The 24,989-nt window shown below is 72.3% G+C and carries 21 protein-coding genes; 12 read left to right on the top strand and 9 right to left on the bottom strand.

The features are described 5' to 3' along the window. Positions 1-47: 47 nt before the first annotated feature. Both lysX and IE257_RS14780 read left to right on the top strand, forming a co-directional pair. Positions 48-3,359, top strand: a complete 3,312-nt coding sequence (lysX, locus tag IE257_RS14775) for a bifunctional lysylphosphatidylglycerol synthetase/lysine--tRNA ligase LysX (RefSeq protein ID WP_229920367.1) — start codon at positions 48-50, stop codon at positions 3,357-3,359. A gap of 147 nt (positions 3,360-3,506) precedes the next feature. Further along, entirely contained in the window at positions 3,507-4,409 is a 903-nt protein-coding gene (locus tag IE257_RS14780; RefSeq protein ID WP_189968671.1) for a polysaccharide deacetylase family protein, read from the top strand. Positions 4,410-4,439: 30 nt separating this feature from the next. Here IE257_RS14780 and IE257_RS14785 read toward each other — a convergent pair whose 3' ends face one another. Continuing rightward, entirely contained in the window at positions 4,440-5,102 is a 663-nt protein-coding gene (locus tag IE257_RS14785) for a class F sortase (RefSeq protein WP_189968673.1), read from the bottom strand. A gap of 365 nt (positions 5,103-5,467) precedes the next feature. Between IE257_RS14785 and IE257_RS14790 the strand changes: the two genes are divergently transcribed. Then, on the top strand, positions 5,468-5,986 hold the full coding sequence (locus tag IE257_RS14790; protein ID WP_189968676.1) for a hypothetical protein: 519 nt from the start codon (positions 5,468-5,470) through the stop codon (positions 5,984-5,986). 98 nt (positions 5,987-6,084) lie between these two features. Here IE257_RS14790 and IE257_RS14795 read toward each other — a convergent pair whose 3' ends face one another. From IE257_RS14795 to IE257_RS38915, 3 genes are all read right to left on the bottom strand, one after another. Then, positions 6,085-6,663 (bottom strand): hypothetical protein, encoded by a 579-nt coding sequence (locus IE257_RS14795; RefSeq protein ID WP_189968678.1) that lies wholly within the window; start codon positions 6,661-6,663, stop codon positions 6,085-6,087. A gap of 183 nt (positions 6,664-6,846) precedes the next feature. Next, positions 6,847-7,617 (bottom strand): bestrophin-like domain, encoded by a 771-nt coding sequence (locus tag IE257_RS14800; protein WP_189968680.1) that lies wholly within the window; start codon positions 7,615-7,617, stop codon positions 6,847-6,849. 40 nt (positions 7,618-7,657) lie between these two features. Then, positions 7,658-7,783, bottom strand: a complete 126-nt coding sequence (locus IE257_RS38915) for a hypothetical protein (RefSeq protein WP_268251405.1) — start codon at positions 7,781-7,783, stop codon at positions 7,658-7,660. An 895-nt stretch (positions 7,784-8,678) separates the two neighbouring features. Between IE257_RS38915 and IE257_RS14805 the strand changes: the two genes are divergently transcribed. Further along, the gene (locus IE257_RS14805) at positions 8,679-9,509 is read left to right on the top strand and encodes an SAM-dependent methyltransferase (protein ID WP_189969214.1); all 831 of its coding nucleotides are present in this window, start codon (positions 8,679-8,681) and stop codon (positions 9,507-9,509) included. After that, positions 9,506-11,743 carry a putative bifunctional diguanylate cyclase/phosphodiesterase gene (locus tag IE257_RS14810; protein WP_308277843.1) on the top strand — a complete coding sequence of 746 codons (2,238 nt, stop codon included), beginning with the start codon at positions 9,506-9,508 and terminating at the stop codon, positions 11,741-11,743. Before IE257_RS14805 ends, IE257_RS14810 begins: the two co-directional genes overlap by 4 nt. Positions 11,744-11,855: 112 nt before the next feature. On the opposite strand, the gene IE257_RS14815 is transcribed toward IE257_RS14810, so the two are convergent. After that, positions 11,856-12,947: an FAD-dependent monooxygenase gene (locus IE257_RS14815; RefSeq protein ID WP_189968682.1), complete on the bottom strand. Its 1,092-nt coding sequence runs from the start codon at positions 12,945-12,947 to the stop codon at positions 11,856-11,858. A 105-nt stretch (positions 12,948-13,052) separates the two neighbouring features. Here IE257_RS14815 and IE257_RS14820 point away from each other — a divergent pair, with 105 nt between their 5' ends. Beyond that, positions 13,053-13,727, top strand: coding sequence for a TetR/AcrR family transcriptional regulator (locus IE257_RS14820; protein WP_189968684.1), 675 nt, complete (start codon positions 13,053-13,055; stop codon positions 13,725-13,727). Between the two features lie 46 nt (positions 13,728-13,773). Here IE257_RS14820 and IE257_RS14825 read toward each other — a convergent pair whose 3' ends face one another. Continuing rightward, a complete protein-coding gene (locus IE257_RS14825) occupies positions 13,774-14,652 on the bottom strand; it encodes a LysR family transcriptional regulator (protein WP_189968686.1) in 879 nt (292 codons plus the stop codon). A gap of 93 nt (positions 14,653-14,745) precedes the next feature. Between IE257_RS14825 and IE257_RS14830 the strand changes: the two genes are divergently transcribed. The 4 genes from IE257_RS14830 (at position 14,746) to IE257_RS14845 (ending at position 19,011) form a co-directional block, all read left to right on the top strand. After that, positions 14,746-15,450 carry a succinate dehydrogenase gene (locus IE257_RS14830; RefSeq protein WP_189968688.1) on the top strand — a complete coding sequence of 235 codons (705 nt, stop codon included), beginning with the start codon at positions 14,746-14,748 and terminating at the stop codon, positions 15,448-15,450. A 2-nt stretch (positions 15,451-15,452) separates the two neighbouring features. Next, positions 15,453-17,432 (top strand): fumarate reductase/succinate dehydrogenase flavoprotein subunit, encoded by a 1,980-nt coding sequence (locus IE257_RS14835; protein WP_189968689.1) that lies wholly within the window; start codon positions 15,453-15,455, stop codon positions 17,430-17,432. Continuing rightward, positions 17,429-18,175, top strand: coding sequence for a succinate dehydrogenase/fumarate reductase iron-sulfur subunit (locus tag IE257_RS14840; RefSeq protein WP_189968691.1), 747 nt, complete (start codon positions 17,429-17,431; stop codon positions 18,173-18,175). The genes IE257_RS14835 and IE257_RS14840 overlap by 4 nt, the downstream gene beginning before the upstream one ends. 185 nt (positions 18,176-18,360) lie before the next feature. Beyond that, positions 18,361-19,011, top strand: a complete 651-nt coding sequence (locus tag IE257_RS14845; RefSeq protein WP_229920368.1) for a hypothetical protein — start codon at positions 18,361-18,363, stop codon at positions 19,009-19,011. 5 nt (positions 19,012-19,016) lie between these two features. Here the strand turns inward: IE257_RS14845 and IE257_RS14850 are convergent, their stop codons facing one another. Together IE257_RS14850 and IE257_RS14855 are read right to left on the bottom strand one after the other, a co-directional pair. After that, positions 19,017-21,437 carry an excinuclease ABC subunit UvrA gene (locus IE257_RS14850; RefSeq protein WP_189968693.1) on the bottom strand — a complete coding sequence of 807 codons (2,421 nt, stop codon included), beginning with the start codon at positions 21,435-21,437 and terminating at the stop codon, positions 19,017-19,019. Positions 21,438-21,572: 135 nt separating this feature from the next. Then, positions 21,573-22,577 (bottom strand): LLM class flavin-dependent oxidoreductase, encoded by a 1,005-nt coding sequence (locus IE257_RS14855; RefSeq protein WP_189968695.1) that lies wholly within the window; start codon positions 22,575-22,577, stop codon positions 21,573-21,575. 59 nt (positions 22,578-22,636) lie between these two features. Here IE257_RS14855 and IE257_RS14860 point away from each other — a divergent pair, with 59 nt between their 5' ends. Beyond that, on the top strand, positions 22,637-23,128 hold the full coding sequence (locus tag IE257_RS14860; RefSeq protein ID WP_189968696.1) for a phosphatase domain-containing protein: 492 nt from the start codon (positions 22,637-22,639) through the stop codon (positions 23,126-23,128). A gap of 42 nt (positions 23,129-23,170) precedes the next feature. On the opposite strand, the gene IE257_RS14865 is transcribed toward IE257_RS14860, so the two are convergent. Beyond that, complete coding sequence (locus tag IE257_RS14865; RefSeq protein WP_189968698.1) at positions 23,171-23,386, bottom strand: dodecin; 216 nt, start codon at positions 23,384-23,386, stop codon at positions 23,171-23,173. 164 nt (positions 23,387-23,550) lie between these two features. On the opposite strand from IE257_RS14865, the gene IE257_RS14870 reads away from it, so the two are divergent. Further along, a complete protein-coding gene (locus tag IE257_RS14870) occupies positions 23,551-24,813 on the top strand; it encodes an extracellular solute-binding protein (protein WP_372452977.1) in 1,263 nt (420 codons plus the stop codon). Positions 24,814-24,989: the final 176 nt, after the last annotated feature.

Raw genomic sequence — 24,989 nt, forward strand, 5'->3', positions numbered from 1 at the left:
GGCGGCTCGCCGCGCGCGCCGACGCCGCCCTCCCTACAGTGCGAACCATGAGTGCCATCAGTGCCACCGTGGAGGAGAAGCACGGGACCCGGAACCGCTTCCTGAACCGGGTGCCCGACGGATTCGGCGCGTTCTTCGGCGCGCTCGGCCTGCTGTGCGCCCTGCTCGCACTCTCGCCCACGCTGCGCCGCCTCCTGCGGCACATCGTGCGCTTCCTCGACCTGATCGTCGTCCCGGTCAGCGCGAACCTCGCCTACGCGGTCTTCCTCTTCCTCCTGGCCGCCGCCCTCGGCACCCGCAAGAAGGTCGCCTGGTGGATCGTCATCACCTATCTGGCCCTGCTGATCGTCGACGACGTGCTGGAAATGGCCGTCGGCGAGTACTGGATCGGCGTCCCCTCCATGATCATCGCGGTTGCCGCGCTGGCCGTGCTGATCGCCGCCCGCGACGAGTTCTACGCCGCCTCCCGGCCCGGGGCCCTGTGGCACGCCCTGTTCGTCCTCGGCCTCGGCCTGCTCGCCGCCGTCCTCGCGGGCTGGGCGCTCGTCGCCCTCTTCCCCGGGACCCTCCCCAAGGGCCAGTGGCTGGACTGGGCAGCCAAGGAGGTCTTCGGCGGTCTCTTCTCCGCACGGGAGTTCGACGGCCGCCCACCCCGCCCGCTCTCCTTCCTCCTCGGCCTCTTCGGCGCCGCCGCCCTGCTGAACGCGGCCATGACCCTCTTCCGCTCCCAGCGCCTGACCGCCGCCCTGCACGGGGACGAGGAACCCCGGATCCGCGCCCTCCTCGGCGCCTACGGACGCAACGACTCCCTGGGCTACTTCGCCACCCGGCGCGACAAGGCCGTCGTCTTCGCCCCCAACGGCAAGGCCGGCGTCACCTATCGCGTCGAGGCCGGCGTCTGCCTCGCCAGCGGGGACCCGGTGGGCGACCCCGCCGCCTGGACCGCCGCCATCGACGCCTGGCTGGCCGTGGCCCGCCGCTACGGCTGGCAGCCCGCCGTCATGGGCGCCTCCGAGGACGGCGCCACCGCCTACGCCCGCTCCGGACTCGGCGCCCTGCAACTCGGCGACGAGGCCATCCTGCACGTGGCCCACTTCGACCTCGACGGCCGCGACATGCGCGTCACCCGCCAGGCCGTCAACCGGGTCAGGCGCACCGGGGCCACCACCGTCATCCGCCGCCACTCCGCCCTCTCCGAGGACGAGATGCAGATGATCGTGGAGAGCGCCGACAAATGGCGCGACACCGAGACCGAACGCGGCTTCTCCATGGCCCTGGACCGGCTCGGCGACCGCGCCGACGGGGACTGCCTGCTGGTCGAGGCCTTCGACGACAAGGGAGAGCTGATCGCCCTGCTCTCCTTCGTCCCCTGGGGCAACGACGGGATCTCCCTCGACCTGATGCGCCGCGACCGCACCGCCCCCAACGGGGTCATGGAGTTCATGGTGGCCCAGCTCTGCGCCGCGGCCCCGGGCCTCGGCGTGCACCGGATCTCCCTGAACTTCGCCGTCTTCCGCTCCGCCTTCGAGGAGGGCGGCCGGATCGGCGCCGGGCCCGTGCTGAAGCTGTGGCGCAGGCTCCTGCTGTTCTTCTCGCGCTGGTGGCAGCTGGAGGCGTTGTACCGCTCGAACGTCAAGTACAACCCCGAGTGGTACCCGCGGTTCCTCTGCTACCAGGACGCCGGCTCGCTCGCCCGGGTCAGCCTCGCCTCCGGTATCGCCGAGGGCTTCGTCTCCGTACCCAGCCTGCGCACCCTGTGGGGCAACGGCCATCCCAAGGGCCTCACCGCCATCGCCTCCACCGAGGGACTGCCCTCGATCGAATCCCTCGGCCTGGACGCGGTGGAGCAGGAGACCGCGGGTGCCCCGGCCGAGCGGCTGCCCGAGCAGGTCCGCGTCCGCCACGCCAAACTGGACCGCATCCGGGCCACGGGCACCGACCCCTACCCGGTGGGCATCCGCCCGCGGACGCACACCGTCCTGGAGCTGAAGGCGGCCCACCCCGGCCACCCGCCCGGCGCCCGTACCGGTGCAGAGGCCACGCTCGCCGGGCGCGTGATGCTCGTACGCGACCTCGGCGGAGTGGTCTTCGCCGTCCTGCGCGACTGGTCCGGCGACATCCAGCTGATGCTGACCCGGGACGAGGCCGGCGCCGGCGTACTGGACTCGTTCACCTCCCAGGTCGACTTCGGCGACCACGTGCTCGTCAGCGGTGAGGTCGGCGCCAGCAAGGCCGGTGAACTGTCCCTCGTGGTCCGCTCCTGGCAGCTCACCGGCAAGTGCCTGCGCCCCCTCCCCGACAAGCGCAAGGGTCTCGCCGACCCGGAGGCCCGGGTCCGGCGCCGCTACCTCGACCTCGTCGCGAGCCCCGAGGCGCGCGACGTCGTACGGGCCCGCTCCAGCGCGGTCCAGGCCCTGCGCCAGGGACTCCTCGACCGCGGCTACCTGGAGGTCGAGACCCCGATGCTCCAGCAGATCCACGGCGGCGCCAACGCCCGGCCCTTCCGCACCCACATCAACGCCTACGACCTCGACCTGTACCTGCGCATCGCGCCCGAGCTCTACCTCAAGCGGCTCTGCGTCGGCGGCATGGAGAAGGTCTTCGAGATGGGCCGCACCTTCCGCAACGAGGGCGTCTCCTACAAGCACAACCCCGAGTTCACGATGCTGGAGGCCTATCAGGCCTTCGCCGACTACGACGTGATGCTCGACCTCACCCGCGAGCTGATCCAGGGCGCCGCGACCGCCGCCTTCGGCTCGCCCATCGCGCACAAGGCGGGGCCGGACGGGAAGCTCGTCGTCCACGACATCTCCGGAACCTGGCCGGTCAAGACCATGTACGGGGCCATCGGCGAGGCACTCGGGGAGGAGGTGGACGCCGACACCGAGGAACACGTCCTGCGCAGGCTGTGCGACCGCGCGTCCGTCCCGCACGCCCCCGAGGACACCCGCGGCGACGTCGTGCTGGAGATGTACGAGCGCCTCGTCGAGGAGCGCACCAAGCTGCCCACCTTCTACAAGGACTTCCCCACCGACGTCTCCCCGCTCACCCGCCAGCACCGCCGGGACCCCCGGCTCGCCGAGCGCTGGGACCTGGTGGCCTTCGGTACCGAACTGGGCACCGCCTACTCGGAGCTGACCGACCCGGTCGAACAGCGCCGCCGCCTCACCGCCCAGTCCCTGCTCGCGGCAGGCGGCGACCCGGAGGCCATGGAGCTCGACAACGACTTCCTGGACGCCCTGGAGTACGCGATGCCCCCCACCGGCGGCCTCGGTATCGGCGTGGACCGCCTCGTCATGTTCCTGACGGGCCTGACGATCCGCGAAACGCTCCCCTTCCCCCTGGTCCGCCGCGGCTGAGCCGGCGCCGAGGCCGGGGGCGCCCCGGCCGCGGCGCCGGCGCCCGGGGCGCCGGCGGATTGTGCCGCGTGGGCCGACCGGGTGAGGGGCAGAGGGTGCTTCCGCGCCTCTCGACAACTTCGGCCACGTCGTTGATACGTAGTAATAATGAAAAATGACGAGCCGACAGTAGGGCGGCGCGCGGTCCTGCGTACCGCCGTCTTCCTCGGAGTCGCCGCCGCCTCCGGACTGCTCAGCGTGGGTGGTGAGGACGGCGCTCCCGGACCCGGACCCGGACCCGGAGCGGGCGGCGGGACCGGGCCGCAGGCCGGCCCCGGGGCGCGGCCCGCGGCCGGTGCACCGGGGCTGCGGGCGCAGGCACTGCCCGAGAAGTCGTACCGGCTGCGACCCATGACCGCCGAGGAGCCGATGCGGCCGGCCGCCGTCAAGCCGGCCGTACGGACCCGGCCCATCCTGGAACTCCCCGCCGAAGCCGCCGCGTCGGGGGGCATGGTGCTCACCTTCGACGACGGGCCGGACCCCCGCTACACCCCTGCCATCCTCGACACCCTCGCCCGGTACGGCGTACGTGCCATGTTCTTCGTCTGCGGCGAGATGGCCACCGAGAACCGGGACCTGCTGCGCCGGATGGTCGCCGAGGGCCACGTCATCGGCAACCACACCTGGACCCACCCGCTCATCCCCAAGCTCAGCCGGCCCGCCCTCGCCTCCGAGATCGGCCGCACGAGCGAGGTCGTGCTGCAGGCCATCGGCGAGGCGCCGCTGTGGTTCCGGGCGCCCTATGGGGCCTGGAACCGGGCCGCCTTCGAGATCGGGTCCGAGCTGGGCATGGAGCCGCTCGCCTGGACCGTGGACACCCTGGACTGGAAGGAGCCGGGCACCCCGACGATCATCTCCAGGGTCCTGGGCGGCGCCGCCCCCGGCGTGATCGTCCTCTCGCACGACGCGGGCGGCAACCGTTCGCAGAGCGTCCAGGCGATCTCCTCGTACCTGCCCCAACTGCTCGCGCGGGGCTACCGGATGACCCTCCCGACGCTGCCGCCCCGCTGAGCCGGAGCCGCCCGGCGGATGCTCACCCGCTCAGCGGGTGGCCACCATGCGGGCGAAGACGACCACGTTGCCGTCGTAGCCGCGGGCCTTCGAGTATCCGCCGCCGCAGGTGATCACCCGGAGTTCGGGGTGCCCGGTGTCCCCGTACACCCGGGCTCCGGGGAAGGCCTCCTTGGAGAACACCTCCACGCCGTAGACCTCGAACACCGCCGTGCGGCCGTCGTACCGCTCCACCTCGATCTGGTTGCCCGGTTTGACCGAGCCCAGGCCGTAGAAGACCGCGGGGCCCTGCGCGTTGTCCACGTGACCCACGATCACCGCCGAGCCCCGCTGGCCCGGTGAGATGCCGTTGAGGTACCAGCCGGCGAGATTGCGGTCCTGCGGGGGCGGGGCGTCGATCCAGCCCTCCGCGTCCAGCCCGACCGTCATCACCGGCGCGTCCACGTTGATCGTGGGAATCCGGACGCGCTGCACCGACGAGTGCTCCAGCACCTCCATGTCCGCCGGCGGCGTCGGTGGATTCGCCGGCAACTGGTCCGCCGTCACCGCGACGGCCGAGGCCGCGGTGGGCTGGGGCGGTCCGTCGCCGACGGCCACACCGTTTCGCACCATGGCGAGGCCGGTGAGCATGACCAGGGCGAGTACGCCCCACGGTGAGCGTTTGCGTGACTGCCCGGTCTCGTCCTCGCCCATCGTTCTCCCTTCCCGACGCGGGGGTCCCGACCCGCGTTCCTGTCCCGCCCCCGTACGCCCTACTTCACGCACGCTAAGGCTGAGTCGGCAGGACGGCGAGGGGGGAGGGGGCGAACGGGTGGCCGCCACCCGGAGGGAGCCGGACGGGGTGCGGCCATCCAGGTAATCGTCACATAAATGGCTGACGGGTCGTGACCTGCGGATCCGTCAGTTGCATTTCCCGTGCTTCGGCGTGTCGCTCAACCGGGCGGCCCAAAGCCGGAAATGCGGAGGTTGCGGGTCCGCCCGAGGGTTCGACGTGGGAGGCGTTCTCGTCGATCATCCGGGGCCGACGCTCCGGGGCGCTTTCCGCTGGAGGTTCCACCATGCGTGTCTTGCGCGCTCTTACCGTGACGGCGGCAGCCTGCGCCGTGATCGGCCTCAGTGCCCCACTCGCCTCCGCGAACCAGGACCCCGGGGGCCGGGGTGGGAACGGGGGTGGGAACGGCCCCAGCAACATCTCCGTCAACCCGTACTCCGTGCACCAGGGATCCACGATGCAGGTGAGCGCCGCGGGCTGCGGCCACGGCGGTACCGTCACCTCGCACGGAAACTTTCCGCCGGCCAACCTCTCCGCGGGCTCGATCGGCTTCGCGACCGTCCGGATCTTCAACCACGCCTCTCCGGGCCACCACACGCTGTCGGTCAAGTGCAACGACAGCAACCTGGTCGCCACGCACCGCTTCACGATCTTGGAGGGCAACCCCTCGCAGGGCGGCATCGGCGGGTCCATCGGCCCGTCCACCGCCGAGACCGCCATCGGCGCGGGCCTCGTCGGCGCCGCGGCGCTCGGTGCGGGTGCCCACGTGCTGCGCCGTCGCCGTCCGCTCCGCAGCCGGGCCTGATCGGCCTCCCCGGACGCAGGTCCCCCGCTACCGCCGGTCGCCCCGAGTCCTGACCAGGACTCGGGGCGACCGGCGGTAGCGGGGGATGTCCGGCGGGTTCAGTGACTACGGTCCGACCCCCTGCGGCGCAGTGCGAACACGGCGCCGCCCGCGGCGGCGAGGAACAGGCCGGCGCCGGCGCCGAACTCCACGGGGTCCATGCCCGCCACGCTGCCGCCCAGACCGCCGCGGACGCCGAGGGCGGAGGACGGGGTCGGGAGGGCGGCCGCGCCGGTGGCGGTCCGGGTGGAGCTCGTGGTCGGTGTCGTGGTGCCGCCGGCGATCGTCAGGTCGGCCGAGCCGGTCTCGCCGTTGCAGGTGAAGGAGACGGAGTAGACGGCTCCGCGCCGCGCGTCGCGGTCCACGGTGACCCGTACGGTCTGGCCCCGCGCGATGCTCACGGTGTCGAAGACCCCGGAGGAGGCGGTGGCGTAGGCGGCGTTGCAGCGACTGACCGCGAGGGCCGTCTGCCCCCCGGGGGCGACGGTCGACGGTGTGAGGGTGAAGCCGAACGAGGTGATCGTGGGCCGGTCCTCGGCCGCGGTCGCGGCGGGCGCGCCGAGGGCGCCGAGCGCGAGTACGGCGCCCGTGGCACCGGCGCTGAGCAGGGCGGTGGCGGAGGTAGGTATCGCACCCATGGTTGGTTCTCCGGATCCCCGAGGAGCAGCCGCGGAACGGTTTCCGCACGTGGGGGGTCGTGCGCCTCGATGTCCGACACGCTAGGTCCGGGTGCGGTGACCCGCGATCAGGAACGGGCGAATGGGGCACAGCCGTAGGCCGAACCGGGGACGGGAGGCCCGTCCCCGGTTTGCGGGCGGCCCTCAGCCGACGAGGTCGAGGTGGGGGAACTGGGCGAGGAACGGTTCGGCGGTGGCGGAGATGCCCCGCCCGAACGGCGCGTCGAAGTCCCAGATGAGGAAGAGCAGGAAGGCGATGAGGGCGCTGAACAGGCCCGCCAGCAGCATCTCCCGGAACGACCGCCTGATCTGCAGGGTGAAGATCAGCCCGACCGTCACCAGGGCGCCGACGATCAGCCCGAACCACACCACCCCCGGCATGGTCGCCCCGGCGCTGGAGCCGCGGGCGCTGCGGGCGTCGTCGGCCACCGCGACCTGGTCGACCAGCGGCTGGTACGCCTGCCCCTCGTGGTCGGTCTGCGGCTCGTAGTCGGTGACGTCGCGGCGGATACGTTCCAGCAGCTCCCCGCCGCGCTCGGTGAGCTCGCCGTGGTCGGCCATCCGCTGCCACTCCGTGTCCACGACGTGGGTCACGTACGCGTCGACGTCGGCGCGGATCCTCTTGCGCACCTCGGCCGGGTAGACCTCGGAGCGGACACTGATCTCGTGCAGGGCCTGCGCCTCCTGGCGCACGTACTCCTGGGCGGCCCCGCGGCCCTCCCAGACGCCCGCGATCGCCAGGCCCAGCACGATCGCGTAGATCACCCCGATCATCATCGTCATGTACTCGATGACGTCCGGGGTCTCGTTCGGATCGTCGTCCTCGCCGATCCTGCGGTGGTTGAAGAAGGCGATGGACAGCACCACGGCACACGCCGCGGCCATCGCGAGGGACAGGACGAGCCATTCCGACAAGATGACTCCCATATCGGTTACTGGTGGGGCGGAAGAAGCGCTAGCGGGAGCGCAGGGCGACGATCGCGAGCACCGCGGGAGCGGCGGTCATCAGGGTGAAAGTCACCGGCGAGATGTGGTGCTCGACGGGTTTGCGGGCCGCGGCGTGATAGGCGGGTCGGGCCACCGGTTTCGGCGGTGCGGGTTTCACCTCCGGGGCGGGTGGGGGCGGTGGGGCGAGTGGGGCGGGTGGTGGCGGTGCGGGAGCCCTGACCACGCGCGGCGGAGCGGGAGCGGGCTTCGGCGGGGGAGGCGCGGGCAGGACCGGCTTCGGCGCGGGCTTCGGTAGCGGCTTCGGCGGCGGCGGTGGCGGCGGAGGGGTGGGCTTCGGGGGCGGCGTGGGCTCGGGCGGGGGAGTCGGCTTCGGTGGTGGCGTGGGCTTCGGCGGCGGCTTCGGCGGGCAGGGCGGCGGGGGCGGCGGCGGTGGGCAGTGCGGGTGGCCGTGACGGCCCCCGCCATGACCGCCCCCACGGCGTTTCCCGTGGTCGGAGCCCTGGTCGTCACCGTGATGTCCGCCACGCGGGCCGCGTCCCCTGTCGCTGCCGCCGGCCGCCGCGGCCACTACGGTGGCGGCCGGGCCGTCGCCGGAGTCGGTCGTCGCGTAGGCGCGGCTATCAGCCACGGCCGGCGTGACGGACAAGGCCGCCCACAGCAGGACCGGGACTGCCAGCAGGCGCCTGGCACAGGCTCTGTTCACCCCGGGAGCATGGGGCCGCGCGCGCCCGGGCACGCGAGGCTCAGCCCCGGTTCGCCTGAACGGGTGGACCGGCGACCAGAAAGGTTTGAGCCAGTCCTGGGTCGCTCCTGTCGTCGGTCCGATCGTCCGCCGGCCAATTCCCATAAGGGACTTGTCGGTATCGGTCATTCCCTCACCCGGCGCGGTGGCGCCTTTGGTGTGTGACGAAGAACGGATCGCCAATTTCCGCTTTTGCTCGCCCTGTTGGGAAATGATCAGTACATTCGGCTCGGACAGGAGTCCGACCTCACACGGACGACCGCAGGACCAACGCTTGGAGACCCCGATGGAGCGCCCCGCCTGGGCCCCGCCAGGCATCGACATATCGGTGCCGAGCGTGTCCCGCATCTATGATTACTACCTGGGCGGGTCCCACAATTTCGAGGTCGACCGCCAGACGGCTCGCCGCGCCATGGAATTCATGCCGGGACTGCCCAAGATCATGCAGGCCAACCGGGCATTCATGCGCCGCGCCGTCAGGCATGCCGTCGCCGAGGGCGTGACCCAGTTCCTCGACATCGGCTCCGGCATCCCCACCTTCGGCAATGTCCACGAGATCGCCCGGGCCGCCACGCCGCAGGCGCGTGTCGTCTACGTCGACCACGACCCCGTGGCCGTCGCGCACAGCCGCGCCGTCCTCACGGGGGACGAGCACACCGACATCGTCGCCGCCGACCTGCGCAGGCCCAAGGAGATCCTGGCCGCCCCCGAGGTCGGCCGGCTGCTCGACCTCGGCCGCCCCGTCGCCCTGCTGCTCGTCGCCGTCCTGCACTTCCTGGAGGACACGGACGACCCGTACGCCGCCGTCGCCGAGCTGCGCGACGCCCTGGCCCCCGGCAGCCTGCTGATCCTCACGCACGCCTCGTACGAGGGCATCCCGCTCCCCGAGGAGGTCGCCGGCGGCACCGTGAGCGTCTACCGGGACATCCGCAACCCCCTCGTCATGCGCACCGGCGAGCAGATCCGCGGCTTCTTCGACGGGTTCGAGTTGCTGGAGCCCGGCCTCGTGTCCATGCCCGACTGGCGGCCGGACCGGGCCGAGGACGGCGCGGACGCGGAGTCGCCGGAAGACCCCTACGCCTTCTCGGGCTTCGGCGGCGTGGGACGCAAGGCGTGAGACTTCCGGCACAGACGGCGGGCGCGCCGAAGGCCGCCGCGGCGCCCACCGCGGCACCGGTCACCGGGGCGTCGGCGGCCCCGCACGGCGGCATCGAGGACCGGATCGCCCGCTTCGCGACGATCTGGGGGCGGGCGATCTTCCCGGTCACGGCGACCTCGCTGACCCGCACCGAGTTCGAACGGCACCTCCTGCCGCTCACCCGCAGGCTCACCGAGGCCCTGCACGCCCGGCCGTTCGACGCCTCGGTCGCCCAGCAGGTGGGGGCGGAACTCGTCGCCGTGCACTGCACCGACCCCGAGGCCCTGGCCGGCACCCTCGGCGTGATCGAGTCGTACCTGGTGCTCTACTGCGGCCCGGACGGGCCCGAGGGCTCCGGCGTGGAGGGCACCGAGGAGTACCGCTCCCGCTGCGCCCGGCTCCAGCACGCCATCGCGGCGGGATACGCCCGGGCCCTGCGCGAGCGCACCCTCAGGGAGCAGGAGGCCATCGCGCGCTCGGCGCTGACCGCCCGCACCGACGCGCAGCAGGCCCTGCACGCGAGCGAGGAGCGCTTCCGGGCGGTCTTCGAGGGCGCGGCCGTCGGCATCGGCATCGCCGACCTCGACGGGAACGTCCTGGAGGTCAACGACACCCTGCTGCAGATGTTCGGCGGCCTGGAAGGGCACGTCCGCAGCCGCAACGTCAGCGAGTGGGGGCACCCCGACGACACCCCGCACGTGTGGCGGATGTACGGCGAGCTGGTGCGCGGCGAGCGCGAGAGCTACCGCGTGGAGAAGCCGTACTACCGGCACGACGGGACCGTGCTCTGGACCAATCTGACGGTGTCGCTGCTGCGTGACGCCGACGGGACGCCGCAGTACCAGCTGGCGCTGATGGAGGACACCACCGAACGCCGGCTGCTGAACCTGCGCCTGCGCTACGAGGCCACTCACGACGCCCTCACCGGCCTGCCCAACCGGACGCTGTTCTTCGAGCGGCTGGAGAAGGCCCTCGGCGGCGCCGGGGGCGACCGCTACGGGCTGTGCTACCTGGACCTCGACGGCTTCAAGGCGGTCAACGACAGCCTCGGGCACTCGGCGGGGGACCGGCTGCTGGTCGAGGTCGCCGACCGGCTCCAGAGCTGCGCCACCGGCCCCGGCGAGGTGGTGGCCCGGCTCGGCGGCGACGAGTTCGTCGCCCTGACCACCGGCTCGGACACCGAGCAGAAGGTCACCGATCTCGCGATCCGCATCCTGACCGCCCTGTCCACCCCGATCCGGCTGGAGGGCCGGGAACTGACGGTCCGGGGCAGCATCGGCATCGTCGAGGGCCGGGCCAAGGAACGCACCCCGGCGGAGGTCCTGCGCAGCGCCGACATCACGATGTACCGGGCCAAGGCGGCCGGCGGCAACCGCTTCGAATTCGCCGACGCCGAGGCCGACGCCCGCGCGATCACCCGCCACGGCCTCACCAACGCCCTGCCGGCGGCGCTGGAACGCGGCGAGTTCTTCATCGAGTACCAGCCGCTGGTCCACATGCGCGACGGCAGCGTGCACGGAGCCGAGGCCCTGGTGCGCTGGTCGCACCCGCAGTACGGGGTACTCGGACCGGACCGCTTCATCCCGCTCGCCGAACGGACCGGGCTGATCGTGCCGCTCGGCCGCTGGGTGCTGGAGGAGGCCGTCCGCCAGGCCCGCATCTGGCAGCGCCAGCACGGAGGCTCCGCCCTGCGGATCAACGTCAACCTCTCCCCGACCCAGCTGCACCACCCGGGCCTGGTCGCCGACACCGTGGCGGTGCTGGAGAAGTCCGGCCTCGCCCCGGGCGCATTGTGCCTGGAGGTCACCGAGTCGGCGCTGATAGGAGCCGACGACGAGCTCCTGGAACCGCTGCGCCGGCTCGCCGCCCTCGGCGTGGACATCGCGCTCGACGACTTCGGCACCGGCTACTCGAACCTGGCCAACCTCCGGCGGCTGCCCGTCAGCGTCCTCAAGCTCGATCGCTCCTTCACCCAGGGGATGCAGCAGCAGCCGGCCAACCCGGTCGACGTCAAGATCGTGGAAGGGATCGTCGCCCTGGCCCACAGCCTCGAACTCGCCGTGACCGTCGAGGGTGTGGAGACCGGAGCCCAGGCCGCCCAGCTGCGCGCCCTCGGCTGCGACACTGCGCAGGGCTGGTACTACGCCCGGCCCGGCGCCCCCGACCGCATCCACACCCTCTCCCTCTCGGACGCCGTGCCCACACCCTCCTGACGATGCCCGCCCCGCCGGGGGCCAGGCTCCAAGACCGGGAACCCCGGGGCGGGAACCCCGGGGCCGGGATGCCGGGGCGGGGATGCCGGGGCGGGGGCCGGCCGGGGCCGCTTCAGGCCCCGGCGGGCGGCTGCGCCCGGTTCATGCCGACCTCCGTCCCCTGGCCGGGGGTCCGGACGGCCTCCACGACCCGCTCGTACCGCTCCGCCGTGTCGGCCAGGACGTCGGCGACCACCGGCAGCCGCTCCGCCTCGTACGCGTCGAGCACCTCCTCACCGCCGGGCCCGCTCAGCGCGGCGGCCAGCGTCCGGCCGAGGGCGGCCGCGTCCTGGATACCGGTGTTCATACCGAGCCCGCCGGCTATGGGCTGCACGTGCGCGGCGTCCCCGGCGAGGAAGACCCGGCCCTCCCGCATCCGCGTGGCCATCCGGACATTGACCCGCCAGGCCGAGATCCAAGTGGCATCGACGAGCCGGATCCCGGGTACTCGGGCATGGCGGTCGAAGAGCCGCTGGAAGCTCTCCAGGGAGGGCGGGACCGGCTCGCCCCGCTCGCCCCGCTCGGGCGAGGCCTGCAGCTGGAAGCTGTCCGTCCCCGGCATCGGGCAGAGCAGCATGCCGCCGCCGTCCGAGGTGAACCACTGGTGCCAGGCGTCCCGGCCGAGCCCGGGTGCCCGGACGTCCCCGATGACCATCGCGGGCTCCTCCTGGCCGTTCCCCTCGAAGGGGATGCCGAGCAGCTTGCGGGTGGTGCTGCGCCCGCCGTCGCACCCGGCGACATAGCGGGCTCCGATCACGGTGCCGTCCGCCAGCTCCGTGTGCACACCGGACTCGTCCTGGCTGATGCCGGCGAGCTCCGATCCGTACTCGACCCGCACCCCCAGCCCGGCGAGCCGGTCGCGCAGGGCCGCCTCGATCTGCCACTGCCCGAGCAACAGACCGGCTTCGGTGGGGGTGTCGTTGATGTGCTCGCCGTCGAAGTACTTGCGCAGGACCACCTTCTTGTTGCCGGTGGCTTCGAGGGCCTCGAGCACGCCGAGCCGCCGGAAGACATCGAGGCTGCCCGGCAGCAGCCCCTTGCCGCGGGATTCGTGGTGCGGCTCGGTGCGCCGGTCGATGACACGCACGGCGAAGCCGCGCAGCGCCAGGTCGCAGGCGAGCGTCAGTCCGGTGGGGCCGGAACCGGTGATCAGTACGTCGGTCATGGGTTGTCCTCTCCTCGTCGATGTCTCAAGGAAAGCGGCTCCCGACAGAAAAAGCAACCCGGTTACAAAAGTAACTCGGTCACGAATCCATGCTACGCTGTGCGCATGGAGAACACGACGGGTCTGCGCGAGAACAAGAAGCTCCGAACGCGTCACCGCCTGGCGGCCACGGCGCTGGAGCTCTTCCTGGAGCGTGGCTTCGATGCGGTGTCGGTGGCGGACGTCGCCGCGGCGGCCGAGGTCTCCAAGCCCACCCTCTTCCGGTACTTCCCGAGCAAGGAGGACCTGCTGCTCGACCGGTTCGCCGACCATCAGGACGAGGCGGCGCGCATCGTGCGCGAACGGCCCGCCGGCTGCACGCCGGTGGGTGCGGTGCACGCGCACTTCCTGTCGGCGCTGGCCGAGCGGGACCCGATCACCGGGCTGTGCGACCACCCGAACGTGATGGCCTTCCAGCAGCTGGTCTACAGCACCGCCAGCCTGCAGACCCGGCTGAGGAGCTACACCGACCGCGAGGTGGAGTTGCTCGCCCTCGTGCTGGAGGCGGAAGCCGTCCCGCCGCTCGCCGCCCGCCTGGCGGCCATGCATCTGGTGGCGGTTCGCCGCGAGCTGGGCCGGGAGAACTGGCGGCGGATCGCATCTGGGCAGAGCGCCGACGAGGCTCACGCGGCCGCGGTGGCCGAGGCCGATCAGGTCTTCGGGATGCTCGCCGAGGGGCTCGACAGAACCCTGCCGACAGCCCCGGCTTCCGCCCCGGCCACGGCTTCCGCCCCGGAGTGACCGCAAGTTCCCCCCGGGGGCGGCCGGTGCCCCCGCCGCGGCGGAATCAGCCGGTCAGTATGCGCTGCAGCTCGCGAGCCGCGCGCGGGGGAGCCACGTCGGTGCGGTGGGCCAGGGCGATCGTGCGGCGCAGCGGGGAGCCGGCCAGCGGGGTCACCCGCAGGCCGGGTCCGGCCCGGTCCACCACCATCGCCGGGACCACTGCGATACCGAGGCCCGCCCGGGCGAAGCCCAGGACCGCGTCCATCTCCCCGCCCTCCACGGTGAAGACCGGCTCGAACCCCTCCGCGCGGCAGGCCGCCACCGTGAGCTCACGCAGGTCGTAGCCGTGCCGGAACATCACCATCGGCTCGTCCCGCAGCCCCCGGATGGTCAGCTCGCCGCCCCCGCCGGGCGCCGGACGGTCCGCCGACGAGACCACCACGAGGTCTTCCGTCAGTAGCTCGACCGTGGTCAGGGCCGGGGCCGAAGGGGGGAGCGGCAGCGCGATCAGGGCCAGGTCCAGGGCCCCGCGCGCGAGCTCCCGTACGAGGTCGAGCGAGCCGCTCTCCTCGATCAGCAGCTCGATCCCCGGGTGCGCGTCGTGGAAGGCGCGCAGCACGTCCGGCAGCATGCCCGTGCAGATGCTGGGTGTGACGCCCAGCCGGACGCGGCCCCGGCGCAGCTGCGCCAGTTCCTGCACCTCCAGCCGCGCGGTATCCGCGTCCGCCAGGATCCGCCGGGCCAGCGGCAGTAGCGTCTCGCCCGCGTCGGTGAGCGTGATGTTGCCCCGCGCCCGGCTGAACAGCTCGGCCCCGAGTTCCCGTTCGAGCGCCTTGATCTGCTGGGAGAGCGAGGGCTGGGCCACGTGCACCCGCTCCGCGGCCCGGGTGAAATGCCGGGTCTCGGCGACCGCCACGAAGTACAGGAGCTGCTGGAACTGCATCGGCCCAGGGTACGCCCCGATAGCCATCCTCTATCGATATCAGCTCCATCATGTCTTGGACCTTTCGGCGCCTCCGTCCGTACCGTCGAGGACATGGCTCTGGCAACCCGGACGGATCGACGGCCGTCCACCACGCGCACGATCTGGGACTCCTCCGTCGGCAAGAAGTCCGTGATGGCCGTCTCCGGCCTGGTGATGCTCGGCTACCTCGTCGTGCACATGCTCGGCAACCTCAAGATCTTCTTCGGGGCGGACGAGTTCAACGGCTACGCCCACTGGCTGCGCACGCTCGGCTCGCCCTTCCTGCACCACGAGTGGGCCCTGTGGATCGTCCGCGTGGGACTGCTCGCCGCCGTCGTCGCCCACGCGGTGTCCGCGTACCAGCTCAGCCGCCGCGACATCAGGGCGCGCCCGGTGAAGTACGCCCACAAGCGCCGCCGCGCGAGCTACGCCACCCGCACCATGCGGTGGGGCGGGGTCATCCTCGGCCTGTTCATCGTCTGGCACCTGCTCGACCTGACCACGCTCACCGTCAACGAACGTGCCTGGGCCGGCCACCCGTACGAGAACGTCCTGTCCACCTTCTCCACCTGGTACGGGAACACGATCTACATCGTGGCGATGGCCGCCCTCGGCCTGCACGTCCGGCACGGCTTCTGGAGCGCGGCGCAGACCCTCGGCGCGGGCAGCGCTCGACGCGACCGGACGCTGAAGTTCCTGGCCAACGGGCTGGCCCTCGTCCTCTTCGCCGGTTTCGTGTCCGTCCCCGTAGCCGTCATGACCGGAGTGGTGAACTGACCATGAGCGACCCGCAGCACGACCACAGGCGTCACCCCGCTTTCGCCGACTACACCACCGGTGAGCCCGTCGCCGACACCAAGGCCCCCGAGGGCCCGATCGCCGACCGTTGGGACCGCCGCCGCTTCGAGGCGAAGCTCGTCAACCCGGCCAACCGCCGCAAGCACACCGTCATCGTCGTCGGCACCGGTCTGGCGGGCGGCGCAGCCGGCGCGACCCTCGCCGAACAGGGCTACCACGTGGTCCAGTTCTGCTTCTCCGACTCGCCGCGCCGCGCCCACTCCATCGCCGCCCAGGGCGGCATCAACGCAGCCAAGAACTACCGCAACGACGGCGACTCGGTGCACCGCCTCTTCTACGACACGGTCAAGGGCGGCGACTTCCGCGCCCGCGAGTCCAACGTCCACCGCCTCGCCCAGATCTCGGTCGAGATCATCGACCAGTGCGTGGCCCAGGGCGTCCCCTTCGCCCGCGAGTACGGCGGCCTCCTCGACACCCGCTCCTTCGGCGGCGTCCAGGTGTCCCGCACCTTCTACGCCCGCGGCCAGACCGGCCAGCAGCTGCTCCTCGGCGCCTACCAGGCACTCTCCCGGCAGATCGCCGCGGGCAATGTCGAGATGCACGCCCGCACCGAGATGCTCGACCTGATCGTCGTCGACGGCGTGGCACGCGGCATCGTCGCCCGCGACCTGATCACCGGTGAGATCTCCGCCCACTACGCCGACGCGGTGGTGCTGGCCAGTGGCGGCTACGGCAACGTCTTCTACCTCTCCACCAACGCCATGAACTCCAACGCGACCGCCGTCTGGCGGGCGCACCGGCGCGGCGCCCATTTCGCCAACCCCTGCTTCACCCAGATCCACCCCACCTGTATCCCGCGCACCGGTGACCACCAGTCCAAGCTCACCCTGATGAGCGAGTCCCTGCGCAACGACGGCCGTATCTGGGTGCCCAAGGCCAAGGGCGACACCCGCGCCGCGGCCGACATCCCCGAGCCGGAGCGCGACTACTACCTGGAGCGGATCTATCCCTCCTTCGGCAACCTCGTGCCCCGCGACATCGCCTCCCGCGCCGCGAAGAACGTCTGCGACGAGGGCCGCGGAGTGGGCCCCGGCGGCCAGGGCGTCTACCTCGACTTCGCGGACGCCATCCGCCGCATGGGCCGTGACAAGGTCGCCGAGAAGTACGGGAACCTCTTCGAGATGTACGAGCGGATCACCGCGGAGAACCCGTACGAGGTCCCGATGCGGATCTACCCCGCCGTCCACTACACGATGGGCGGCCTGTGGGTCGACTACGACCTCCAGACCACCCTGCCCGGCCTCTTCGCCATCGGCGAGGCCAACTTCTCCGACCACGGCGCCAACCGCCTCGGCGCCTCCGCCCTGATGCAGGGCCTCGCCGACGGGTACTTCGTACTGCCCTCCACGATCAACGACTACCTGGCCCGCCACCCGCACCGGGACACCGTGGACGACAGCCACCCCGAGGCCGCGGCGGCGATCCGCGAGACCCGCGACTGCCTGGCGAAACTCCTCGCCGTCGACGGCGACCGCACCCCCGACTCCTTCCACCGGGAGATCGGCGAACTGATGTGGGAGTACTGCGGCATGGCCCGCAGCGAGGAGGGCCTGCGCAAGGCGCTCGACCGCATCCCCGAGATCCGCGAGGAGTTCTGGCGCCGCATCAAGGTCCCCGGCCGCGGCGAGGAGTTCAACCAGTCACTGGAGAAGGCCAACCGCATCGTGGACTACCTCGAACTGGCCGAGCTGATGTGCCTCGACGCGCTCCACCGCGCCGAATCCTGCGGCGGCCACTTCCGCGAGGAGTCCCAGACCCCCGACGGCGAAGCAGCCCGCCGCGACGAGGAGTTCGGTTACGCGGCCGCCTGGGAGTACCAGGGCACAGGCGCCGCCCCCGTCCTGCACAAGGAAGACCTCGTCTTCGAGTACGTCCACCCCACCCAGCGGAGCTACGCATGAAGCTCACCCTGCGCGTCTGGCGCCAGCGCGGCGCCGACGCCCCCGGCCACATGGCGTCCTACGAGGTCGACGGCATCTCGGAGGACATGTCCTTCCTGGAGATGCTCGACACCCTCAACGAGGACCTGATCCTGCGCGGCGAGGACCCGGTCGCCTTCGACCACGACTGCCGCGAGGGCATCTGCGGCGCCTGCAGCCTCGTCATCAACGGCGACGCCCACGGCCCGGAACGCACCACCACCTGCCAGCTCCACATGCGGTCCTTCGACGACGGCGACACCATCGACGTCGAGCCGTGGCGGGCGGCCGCCTTCCCGGTGGTCAAGGACCTGGTCGTCGACCGCGGCTCCTTCGACCGGATCATCCAGGCCGGCGGCTACATCACCGCACCCACCGGCGCCGCCCCCGAGGCGCACGCCACCGCCGTGCCCAAGGCCGACGCCGACTTCGCCTTCGAGCACGCCGAGTGCATCGGCTGCGGTGCGTGCGTGGCGGCCTGCCCGAACGGCTCCGCGATGCTCTTCACCTCCGCCAAGGTGAACCACCTGAACGTGCTGCCGCAGGGCTCGCCGGAGCGCGAGACCCGGGTGCTGGACATGGTGGCCCGGATGGACGAGGAGGGCTTCGGCGGCTGCACCCTGACCGGCGAGTGCGCCACGGCCTGCCCGAAGGGGATCCCGCTGCCCTCAATCGCCGCGATGAACAAGGAGTGGCTGCGGGCCGTGCGCAAGGGCCCCCGCTGACCCGCGTCGTCCGGGCCTGAGCGGGGTGTCCTGCCGGTCGGGCCCCGGCCGCTGCACCCGGCTGTTCGGCCCCCCGGCCGCTGTACCCGGCCGCCGCATCCCGCCCGTGCGCCGATCGGCTGACCGGTGCGGCCCGCGCCGCGCCGGACCCCGCCGCCACCGGGGCCATGGGGGACAGTGACCCCATGCCAGAAGCCCCCGCCGGGTCCGGACCCCGCCGCCGAGCCGTACTGGCCGCCGCCCTCACCCCGCTGGCCGGGTCCGGGTGCTCCGGCGGGGAAGCCCCCCGCACCCCGGCGCCCGGCGCGCAGGCCGGGCCCAAGGACGCCCTGATCATGGTGATCCGGCACGCGGAGAAACCGTACGCCGGTGACGTCGGCCGGGACGCGGAGGGCGAGGACGATCCCGGCTCGCTGGCCGGCCGGGGCTGGCGCCGCGCCGAGGAGCTCCCGCGCCTCTTCCCGCCGGCCCGCAGCTCCTCGCTGCCCCGCCCCGCGGCGGTGTTCGCGGCCGGCGGTGAACGGGGCGCCCCCGCGCGGTGCCGGCAGACCGTGACGGCGCTGGCCGCCGCGCTGCGCACCCCCGTCCGTACCGAGTTCGCCGTCGGCGCCGAAGCCGCCCTCGCGCAGGCCGCGTCGGCCGCGCCCATGCCCGTACTCGTCTGCTGGGAGCACACCGGGATCCCGCGCCTGGTCAGCGCCCTCGGCGCCGGCGGCGTCCCCGGCGTCCCGGCCACCTGGCCCGACCGCCACGACCTCGTCTGGATGTTCACCCGCCGCCGGGGTCGGTGGAGCTTCCGCGAACTGCCGCAGCACCTGCTCCCCGGCGACGCCTGAACCGCCTACGCGCGCCCGGCCTCCCCCTCCCGGCCGGCCCCGAGGGCGCGCGCCAGGTACGGAGCGGTACGGCTGTCCACCGCCCGGGCCACCTCCGACGGAGTGCCGGCGGCGACCACCCGGCCGCCCGCCGCGCCGCCGCCCGGTCCCAGGTCGATCACCCAGTCCGCGCCCGCCACCACCTCCATGTCGTGCTCCACGACCACGACCGAGTGCCCGGCGTCCACCAACCCGTGCAACTGCCGCAGCAGCACCCGTACGTCGGCCGGATGCAGCCCGGTCGTCGGCTCGTCCAGCAGGTACAGGGTGTGGTCCCGGCGCAGCCGTTGCAGCTCCGTCGCCAGCTTGATCCGCTGCGCCTCGCCGCCCGACAGCTCGGTGGCCGGCTGCCCCAGCCGCAGGTAGCCGAGCCCGATCTCCTCCAGCGCCCGCAGGCTCCGCGCCGCCGCCGGAACCTCCGCGAAGAAGCCGGCCGCCGACTCCACCGTCAGGCCCAGTACCTCCGCGATGTTCAGCCCCGCGTACCGGACCTCCAGCGTCTCGGCGTTGTACCGGGCTCCCGCGCACTCGGGGCACGGGGCGTACGTACTCGGCAGGAACAGCAGCTCCACCGAGACGAAGCCCTCGCCCTGGCAGGTCTCGCACCGTCCGCCCGGCACGTTGAAGGAGAACCGGCCGGCCTTCCAGCCGCGCGCCCGCGCCTCGGGTGCCGCCGTGAACAGCTTGCGCACGACGTCGAACAGTCCGGTGTACGTGGCCAGGTTGGACCGAGGGGTCCGGCCGATCGGCTTCTGGTCCACCTCCACCAGCCGCCGTACGGGGAAGTCCGTGTCCGTGAGCCGCTCGCCGACCTCCCGGGCCAGTACCTGTCCCACCAGTGTGGACTTGCCCGACCCCGATACTCCGGTGACGGCCGTGAACACCCCCAGCGGGAACTGCGCCTCCAGGTCCCGCAGATTGTGCCGGTCCACCCCGGTCAGCCGCACCGTCCCGGTCGCGGGGCGCACCGCCCGCGGCGCACCGGCCGCCTCCCGCGCCGCGAACAGGTGCCGGGCCGTCGCCGACTCCGCCACAGCGGCCAGGGCCTGCGGCGGCCCGCTGTGCAGCACCCGGCCGCCGTGTTCTCCGGCCAGCGGCCCCACGTCCACCAGCCAGTCCGCGTGCCGGACCACGTCGAGGTGGTGCTCCACGACGAAGACCGTGTTGCCGGCCTCCTTCAGCCGGTCCAGTACGCCGAGCAGCGCCTCGGTATCGGCCGGGTGCAGCCCCGCCGAGGGTTCGTCCAGTACGTACACCACGCCGAACAGCCCCGACCGCAGCTGCGTGGCCAGCCGCAGCCGCTGCAGCTCGCCCGCGGACAGGGTGGGTGCGGTCCGGTCCAGGCTCAGGTAGCCCAGCCCGAGCTCGGTGACGGGTCCGATCCGGGAGCGCAGGTCCTCGGCGAGCACCCGCGCGGCCTCCCCGTCGAGGGACGCGGAGGCCAGTACGGCGTCCAGGTCGGTCAGAGCCAGTGCCGCGAGCTCCGCGATGGTCCGCCCCGCGAAGGTGACGGCGAGGGCCTCCGGCCGCAGCCGCCGCCCCTCGCAGGCCGGGCACGGGGAATCGGCGAGGAACTTCTCCGCACGGGCCCGCAGGGTGGCGCTCCTGCTGTCGGCGAAGGTCCGCATGACATAGCGGTGGGCGCTCATGTACGTGCCCTGGTACGGCCGTTGGATCCGGTCGGCCTCCCGCACCGGGTGCACGGTCACCACCGGCTGATCCTCGGTGAACAGGATCCACTCGCGATCCTCCGCCGGCAGCTCACGCCAGGGCCGGTCCACGTCGTGGCCGAGGGTCTCCAGGATGTCCCGCAGGTTCTTGCCCTGCCAGGCACCCGGCCAGGCGGCGATGGCACCCTGACGGATCGACAGTCCCGGATCGGGGACGAGGAGTTCCTCACTGGTGCGGTGGATCCGGCCCAGCCCGTGGCAGGAAGGGCAGGCACCGGCAGCGGTGTTGGGCGAGAAGGCGTCGGAGTCGAGCCGCTCCGCCCCCGGCGGATAGGTCCCGGCCCGCGAGTACAGCATCCGCAGGGAGTTGGACAGCAGGGTCACCGTCCCGACCGAGGAGCGGGAGCCGGGGGAGGAGCGCCGCTGCTCCAACGAGACGGCCGGGGGCAGCCCGGTGACGGAATCCACCTTCGGCGCGCCGATCTGGTGGATGAGACGGCGGGCGTACGGGGCCACGGACTCGAAGTACCGGCGCTGGGCCTCGGCGTAGAGCGTGCCGAAGGCGAGCGAGCTCTTCCCGGACCCGGAGACCCCGGTGAACACGGTCAGCGCGTCGCGCGGGATGTCCACGTCGACGCCGCGCAGATTGTGCTCCCGGGCGCCCCGGACCCGTACGTAGCGGTCGCCATGGGCCGTAGGTGCAGTGGGCTGGTGCATTCGTCCCAGTTTAGGGCCCTGCCGGTGGGGGCCCGGCCCCGGGGGCGGCGGGCGATGTCGATCGCGGGCCGATCCGCCACCCCGGCCGGCACCGGGACCGGCGTGCCCGTCGGGAGGACCGCGACGCCATGGACGTCAGTGCGCCGGGTCCCGGAGGCCGGCGATCCGGGCCAGTCGTGCGTAGGAGTCCAGGAGTGCCGTGCGGTCGAACGTGGAGGTGGTGACCAGTAGTTCGTCCGCTCCGGTCCGCTCCGCCACCTCGGTCAGCTCGGCCGCCACCCGGTCCTCCGTGCCGTGGATGTGGCCGGTGAGGGCGCCCTCGTAGAGCTCGTGCTCCTTCGGGGCCATCTCCAGGGATTCGATCTCCTCGGCCGGGCGCAGCGGTGGGAAGCTGCCCCGGGTGCGGGAGTGCGCGAGGGACCAGGCCTCCGGGACCAGGATGCGGCGGGCCTCCTCCTCGGTGGCCGCGACCGCCACCGTGCCCGAGACCACGACGTACGGCTCCGCGCCGTGGGCGGACGGCCGGAACTCCTTGCGGTACGCCCGGGCGATCTCGCTCACCCGGTCGCGGGCCCGGAGGTCGCCCACGACCAGCGGCAGCCCCGCCCGGGCGGCGATCCCGGCCCCTTCGCCGGTGGCCAGGACGTAGGCGGGGATGTGCAGTCCCTCGGCGGGGCGGGCGTGCACCTCGGGGTGGGCCCGCTGGGTGCCGTCGAGCCAGCCCAGCAGTTCGGTCAGCTGTTCCTCGAAGCGGTCGGCGTCGCCGGTGTCGCGTCCCAGCGCGCGCCGGATGCCGCCCGTGAAGCCGACCGAGCGGCCGAGCCCCATGTCGATCCGGCCGGGGAACAGGGACTCCAGGACCCCGAACTGCTCGGCGACCACCAGCGGCTGGTGGTTGGGCAGCATGACCCCGCCCGTGCCGACCCGGATCCGGTCGGTCGCTCCGGCGACAGCCGCGGCCAGCACGGTCGGCGCCGAGCCGGCGACACCGGGCACGCTGTGGTGTTCCGACACCCAGAAGCGGTGGTAGCCGAGCTGTTCGGCCGTCCGGGCCAGCTCCACGGTGTCGCGCAGGGCCTGCGGGGCCGGGTGGCCCCGGCGGGTGCGCGACCGGTCGAGTATCGAGAGTTTTCGGATCACACAGGACTCAACGCCGGCCGGCCGTGAGGATTCCCGTTCGGCTCTCCTACGCTGGCGGGATGAGCGAGCACACCACCCGGCCGCTGGCCGTCTTCGACCTCGACAACACCCTGGCGGACACCGGTCATCGCCAGCACTTCCTGGAGAGCCGGCCCAGGGACTGGACGGGCTTCTTCGCGGCGGCCCCGGCCGATCCGCCGCTCGGGCGCGGGGTCGCGCTGGCCGTGGAGAGCGCGGCCGACTGCGAGGTCGTGTACCTGACCGGGCGGCCGGAACGGTGTCGTGCGGCCACGCTCGACTGGCTCGCCCGGCACGATCTGCCCGAGGGGCGGCTGTTCATGCGCGGGAACCAGGACCGCCGGCCGGCGCGCACGACCAAGATCGAGGTGCTGCGGCGGATCTCCCGTGGCCGCGAGGTGCGGATGCTCGTCGACGACGACGAGCTCGTCTGCCGGGCCGCGCGCGCCGCCGGGTTCCGGGTGGTCCTGGCCGACTGGGCGGCGGACGCGCCGGAGCTGGAGACCGCCCAGGAGGTCGACGGCCGGACGTGATCGGGACTCGGGCTCCGGGGATGCGAAAGCCCGCGGCCCTCCTCAGTCCTCGCCGTCGAGACGGAAGCCGACCTTGAGCCCCACCTGGTAGTGGGCGATCTCCCCGTTCTCGATGTGGCCGCGTACCTGAACCACCTCGAACCAGTCCAGATTCCGCACGGTCTGGCCCGCCCGGGCGATCCCGTTGCTGATGGCCTGATCGATGCCCTCGTGGGAGGTGCCGACGATCTCGGTCACCCGGTACGTGTGATTGGACATGGAAGTCTCCCGACAGTGGGTGGCTTTTGCCTGGTTCTACGGTGCCCCAGTAAGTCCGACTGCGCGAACTTTGGGCGAACAATCCCGAGCGAAAGGCTCTTGACCGGCCTATTGGTCTATGCCAATTTCGAGCCATCTGAGATCGAGCCCAGAAGGTGACCCTCTTGAAGATGCGCTTCCTCGCCGTGTGCACCGCCCTCGCGGCCGCTGCCGCCCTCACGGGATGCAGCCAGTCGGCCGACTCGGCCGGAGGGTCGCAAAAGGTCACGCTCTGGCTGATGAAGGGCAGCGCCTCGGACGACTTCATCACCGAGTTCACCGCGGCGTTCGAGCAGGAACACCCCGGGATCGACCTGGACGTCAGGATCCAGGAGTGGACGGGCATCGGCGACAAGGTCAACGCCGTCCTCGACGGCACGAGCAAGGAGAGCGCCGACGTCATCGAGGTCGGCAACACCCAGGTCGCCACATACGTCGAGACCGGCGGCCTCGAAGAGCTCACCCTCGAAGGCCTGCGCGAGTGGGGCAGCAAGGACTGGCTCAAGGGCCTCGCCGACCCCGCGACCATCAACGGCGCCCAGTACGGAGTGCCCTGGTACGCCGCCAACCGGGTGGTCATCTACCACAAGGACCTCTTCGCGAACGCCGGGATCAAGACCCCGCCCAAGAACCGCCAGGAGTGGATCCAGGCCACGCAGAAGCTCGACAAGGGCGACCAGCAGGGCATCTACCTCGCGGGCCAGAACTGGTACGTCCTCGCCGGCTTCATCTGGGACGAGGGCGGCGAACTCGCCGTCGAGACCGGCGGCAAGTGGGTCGGCGCCCTCGACGACGACAAGGCACTGGCCGGCATGGACTTCTACAAGCAGCTCCAGGCCCTCGGCGACGGCCCCAAGGGCGCCGACGAGGAGACGCCCCCGCAGTCGCAGGTTTTCGCCGGCGGCGGGGTCGCCCAGATCATCGCCCCGCCCGGCCAGGCCGCCGAGATCGAGGCGGCCAATCCCGCCCTCAAGGGCAAACTCGGCTTCTTCCCGATACCCGGCAAGACCTCCGACAAGGTCGGCGCCGTCTTCACCGGCGGTTCCGACCTGATCATCCCGGAGCGGACGAAGCGGCGGAAGGAGGCGGTGGACGTGATCACGGCCCTCGTCAGTGAGAGGTGGCAGACCGAACTCGCCCGCACGATGAGCTACGTGCCCAACAAGACCACCCTCGCGCACGTCGTCGAGGGCAATGAGGGCGCCGCCAACATGGCCCCCGGCGCCGCCCAGGGCCGCGCCACCCCCACCTCCGCCCGTTGGGCCGAGGTCGAGGCGAAGAACCCGATCAAGCCCTTCATGACGGCAGTGCTCACCGGCCGGGATCCCAAGCAGGCCGCCCGGGCCGCCTCGGAGGAGATCGGCAAGGTACTCAGCTCCGACCGCTGATCCGGGGGCGCCGCCCGAGACGGGGCCGCCCGACCCGGGGACGGCGCCCGACCCGGGGACGGCGCCCGACCCGGCGGCACCTCCCGGGACGGGGGTACCGCCGAGTTCAGCGTCCGCACATCCGAGGGCCGCTGAGCGGTCATGTCGAATCCAGCCGGTCACGGAAGAAGTAAAGG

It is taken from the genome of Streptomyces avidinii, from assembly GCF_014650695.1.
Taxonomy (GTDB): Bacteria; Actinomycetota; Actinomycetes; order Streptomycetales; family Streptomycetaceae; genus Streptomyces; species Streptomyces avidinii.

What these genes read in the sequence shown, in the direction of transcription:
- IE257_RS14795 (WP_189968678.1), bottom strand. Translation starts at nt 6,663, where the DNA reads ATGGGTGCGATACCTACCTCCGCCACCGCCCTGCTCAGCGCCGGTGCC.
- IE257_RS14830 (WP_189968688.1), top strand. Translation starts at nt 14,746, where the DNA reads ATGGCTCTGGCAACCCGGACGGATCGACGGCCGTCCACCACGCGCACG.
- IE257_RS14845 (WP_229920368.1), top strand. Translation starts at nt 18,361, where the DNA reads ATGCCAGAAGCCCCCGCCGGGTCCGGACCCCGCCGCCGAGCCGTACTG.
- IE257_RS14835 (WP_189968689.1), top strand. Translation starts at nt 15,453, where the DNA reads ATGAGCGACCCGCAGCACGACCACAGGCGTCACCCCGCTTTCGCCGAC.
- IE257_RS14860 (WP_189968696.1), top strand. Translation starts at nt 22,637, where the DNA reads ATGAGCGAGCACACCACCCGGCCGCTGGCCGTCTTCGACCTCGACAAC.
- IE257_RS14785 (WP_189968673.1), bottom strand. Translation starts at nt 5,102, where the DNA reads ATGGGCGAGGACGAGACCGGGCAGTCACGCAAACGCTCACCGTGGGGC.
- IE257_RS14850 (WP_189968693.1), bottom strand. Translation starts at nt 21,437, where the DNA reads ATGCACCAGCCCACTGCACCTACGGCCCATGGCGACCGCTACGTACGG.
- IE257_RS14825 (WP_189968686.1), bottom strand. Translation starts at nt 14,652, where the DNA reads ATGCAGTTCCAGCAGCTCCTGTACTTCGTGGCGGTCGCCGAGACCCGG.
- IE257_RS14805 (WP_189969214.1), top strand. Translation starts at nt 8,679, where the DNA reads ATGGAGCGCCCCGCCTGGGCCCCGCCAGGCATCGACATATCGGTGCCG.
- lysX (WP_229920367.1), top strand. Translation starts at nt 48, where the DNA reads ATGAGTGCCATCAGTGCCACCGTGGAGGAGAAGCACGGGACCCGGAAC.
- IE257_RS14780 (WP_189968671.1), top strand. Translation starts at nt 3,507, where the DNA reads ATGAAAAATGACGAGCCGACAGTAGGGCGGCGCGCGGTCCTGCGTACC.
- IE257_RS14820 (WP_189968684.1), top strand. Translation starts at nt 13,053, where the DNA reads ATGGAGAACACGACGGGTCTGCGCGAGAACAAGAAGCTCCGAACGCGT.
- IE257_RS14790 (WP_189968676.1), top strand. Translation starts at nt 5,468, where the DNA reads ATGCGTGTCTTGCGCGCTCTTACCGTGACGGCGGCAGCCTGCGCCGTG.
- IE257_RS14840 (WP_189968691.1), top strand. Translation starts at nt 17,429, where the DNA reads ATGAAGCTCACCCTGCGCGTCTGGCGCCAGCGCGGCGCCGACGCCCCC.
- IE257_RS14865 (WP_189968698.1), bottom strand. Translation starts at nt 23,386, where the DNA reads ATGTCCAATCACACGTACCGGGTGACCGAGATCGTCGGCACCTCCCAC.
- IE257_RS14815 (WP_189968682.1), bottom strand. Translation starts at nt 12,947, where the DNA reads ATGACCGACGTACTGATCACCGGTTCCGGCCCCACCGGACTGACGCTC.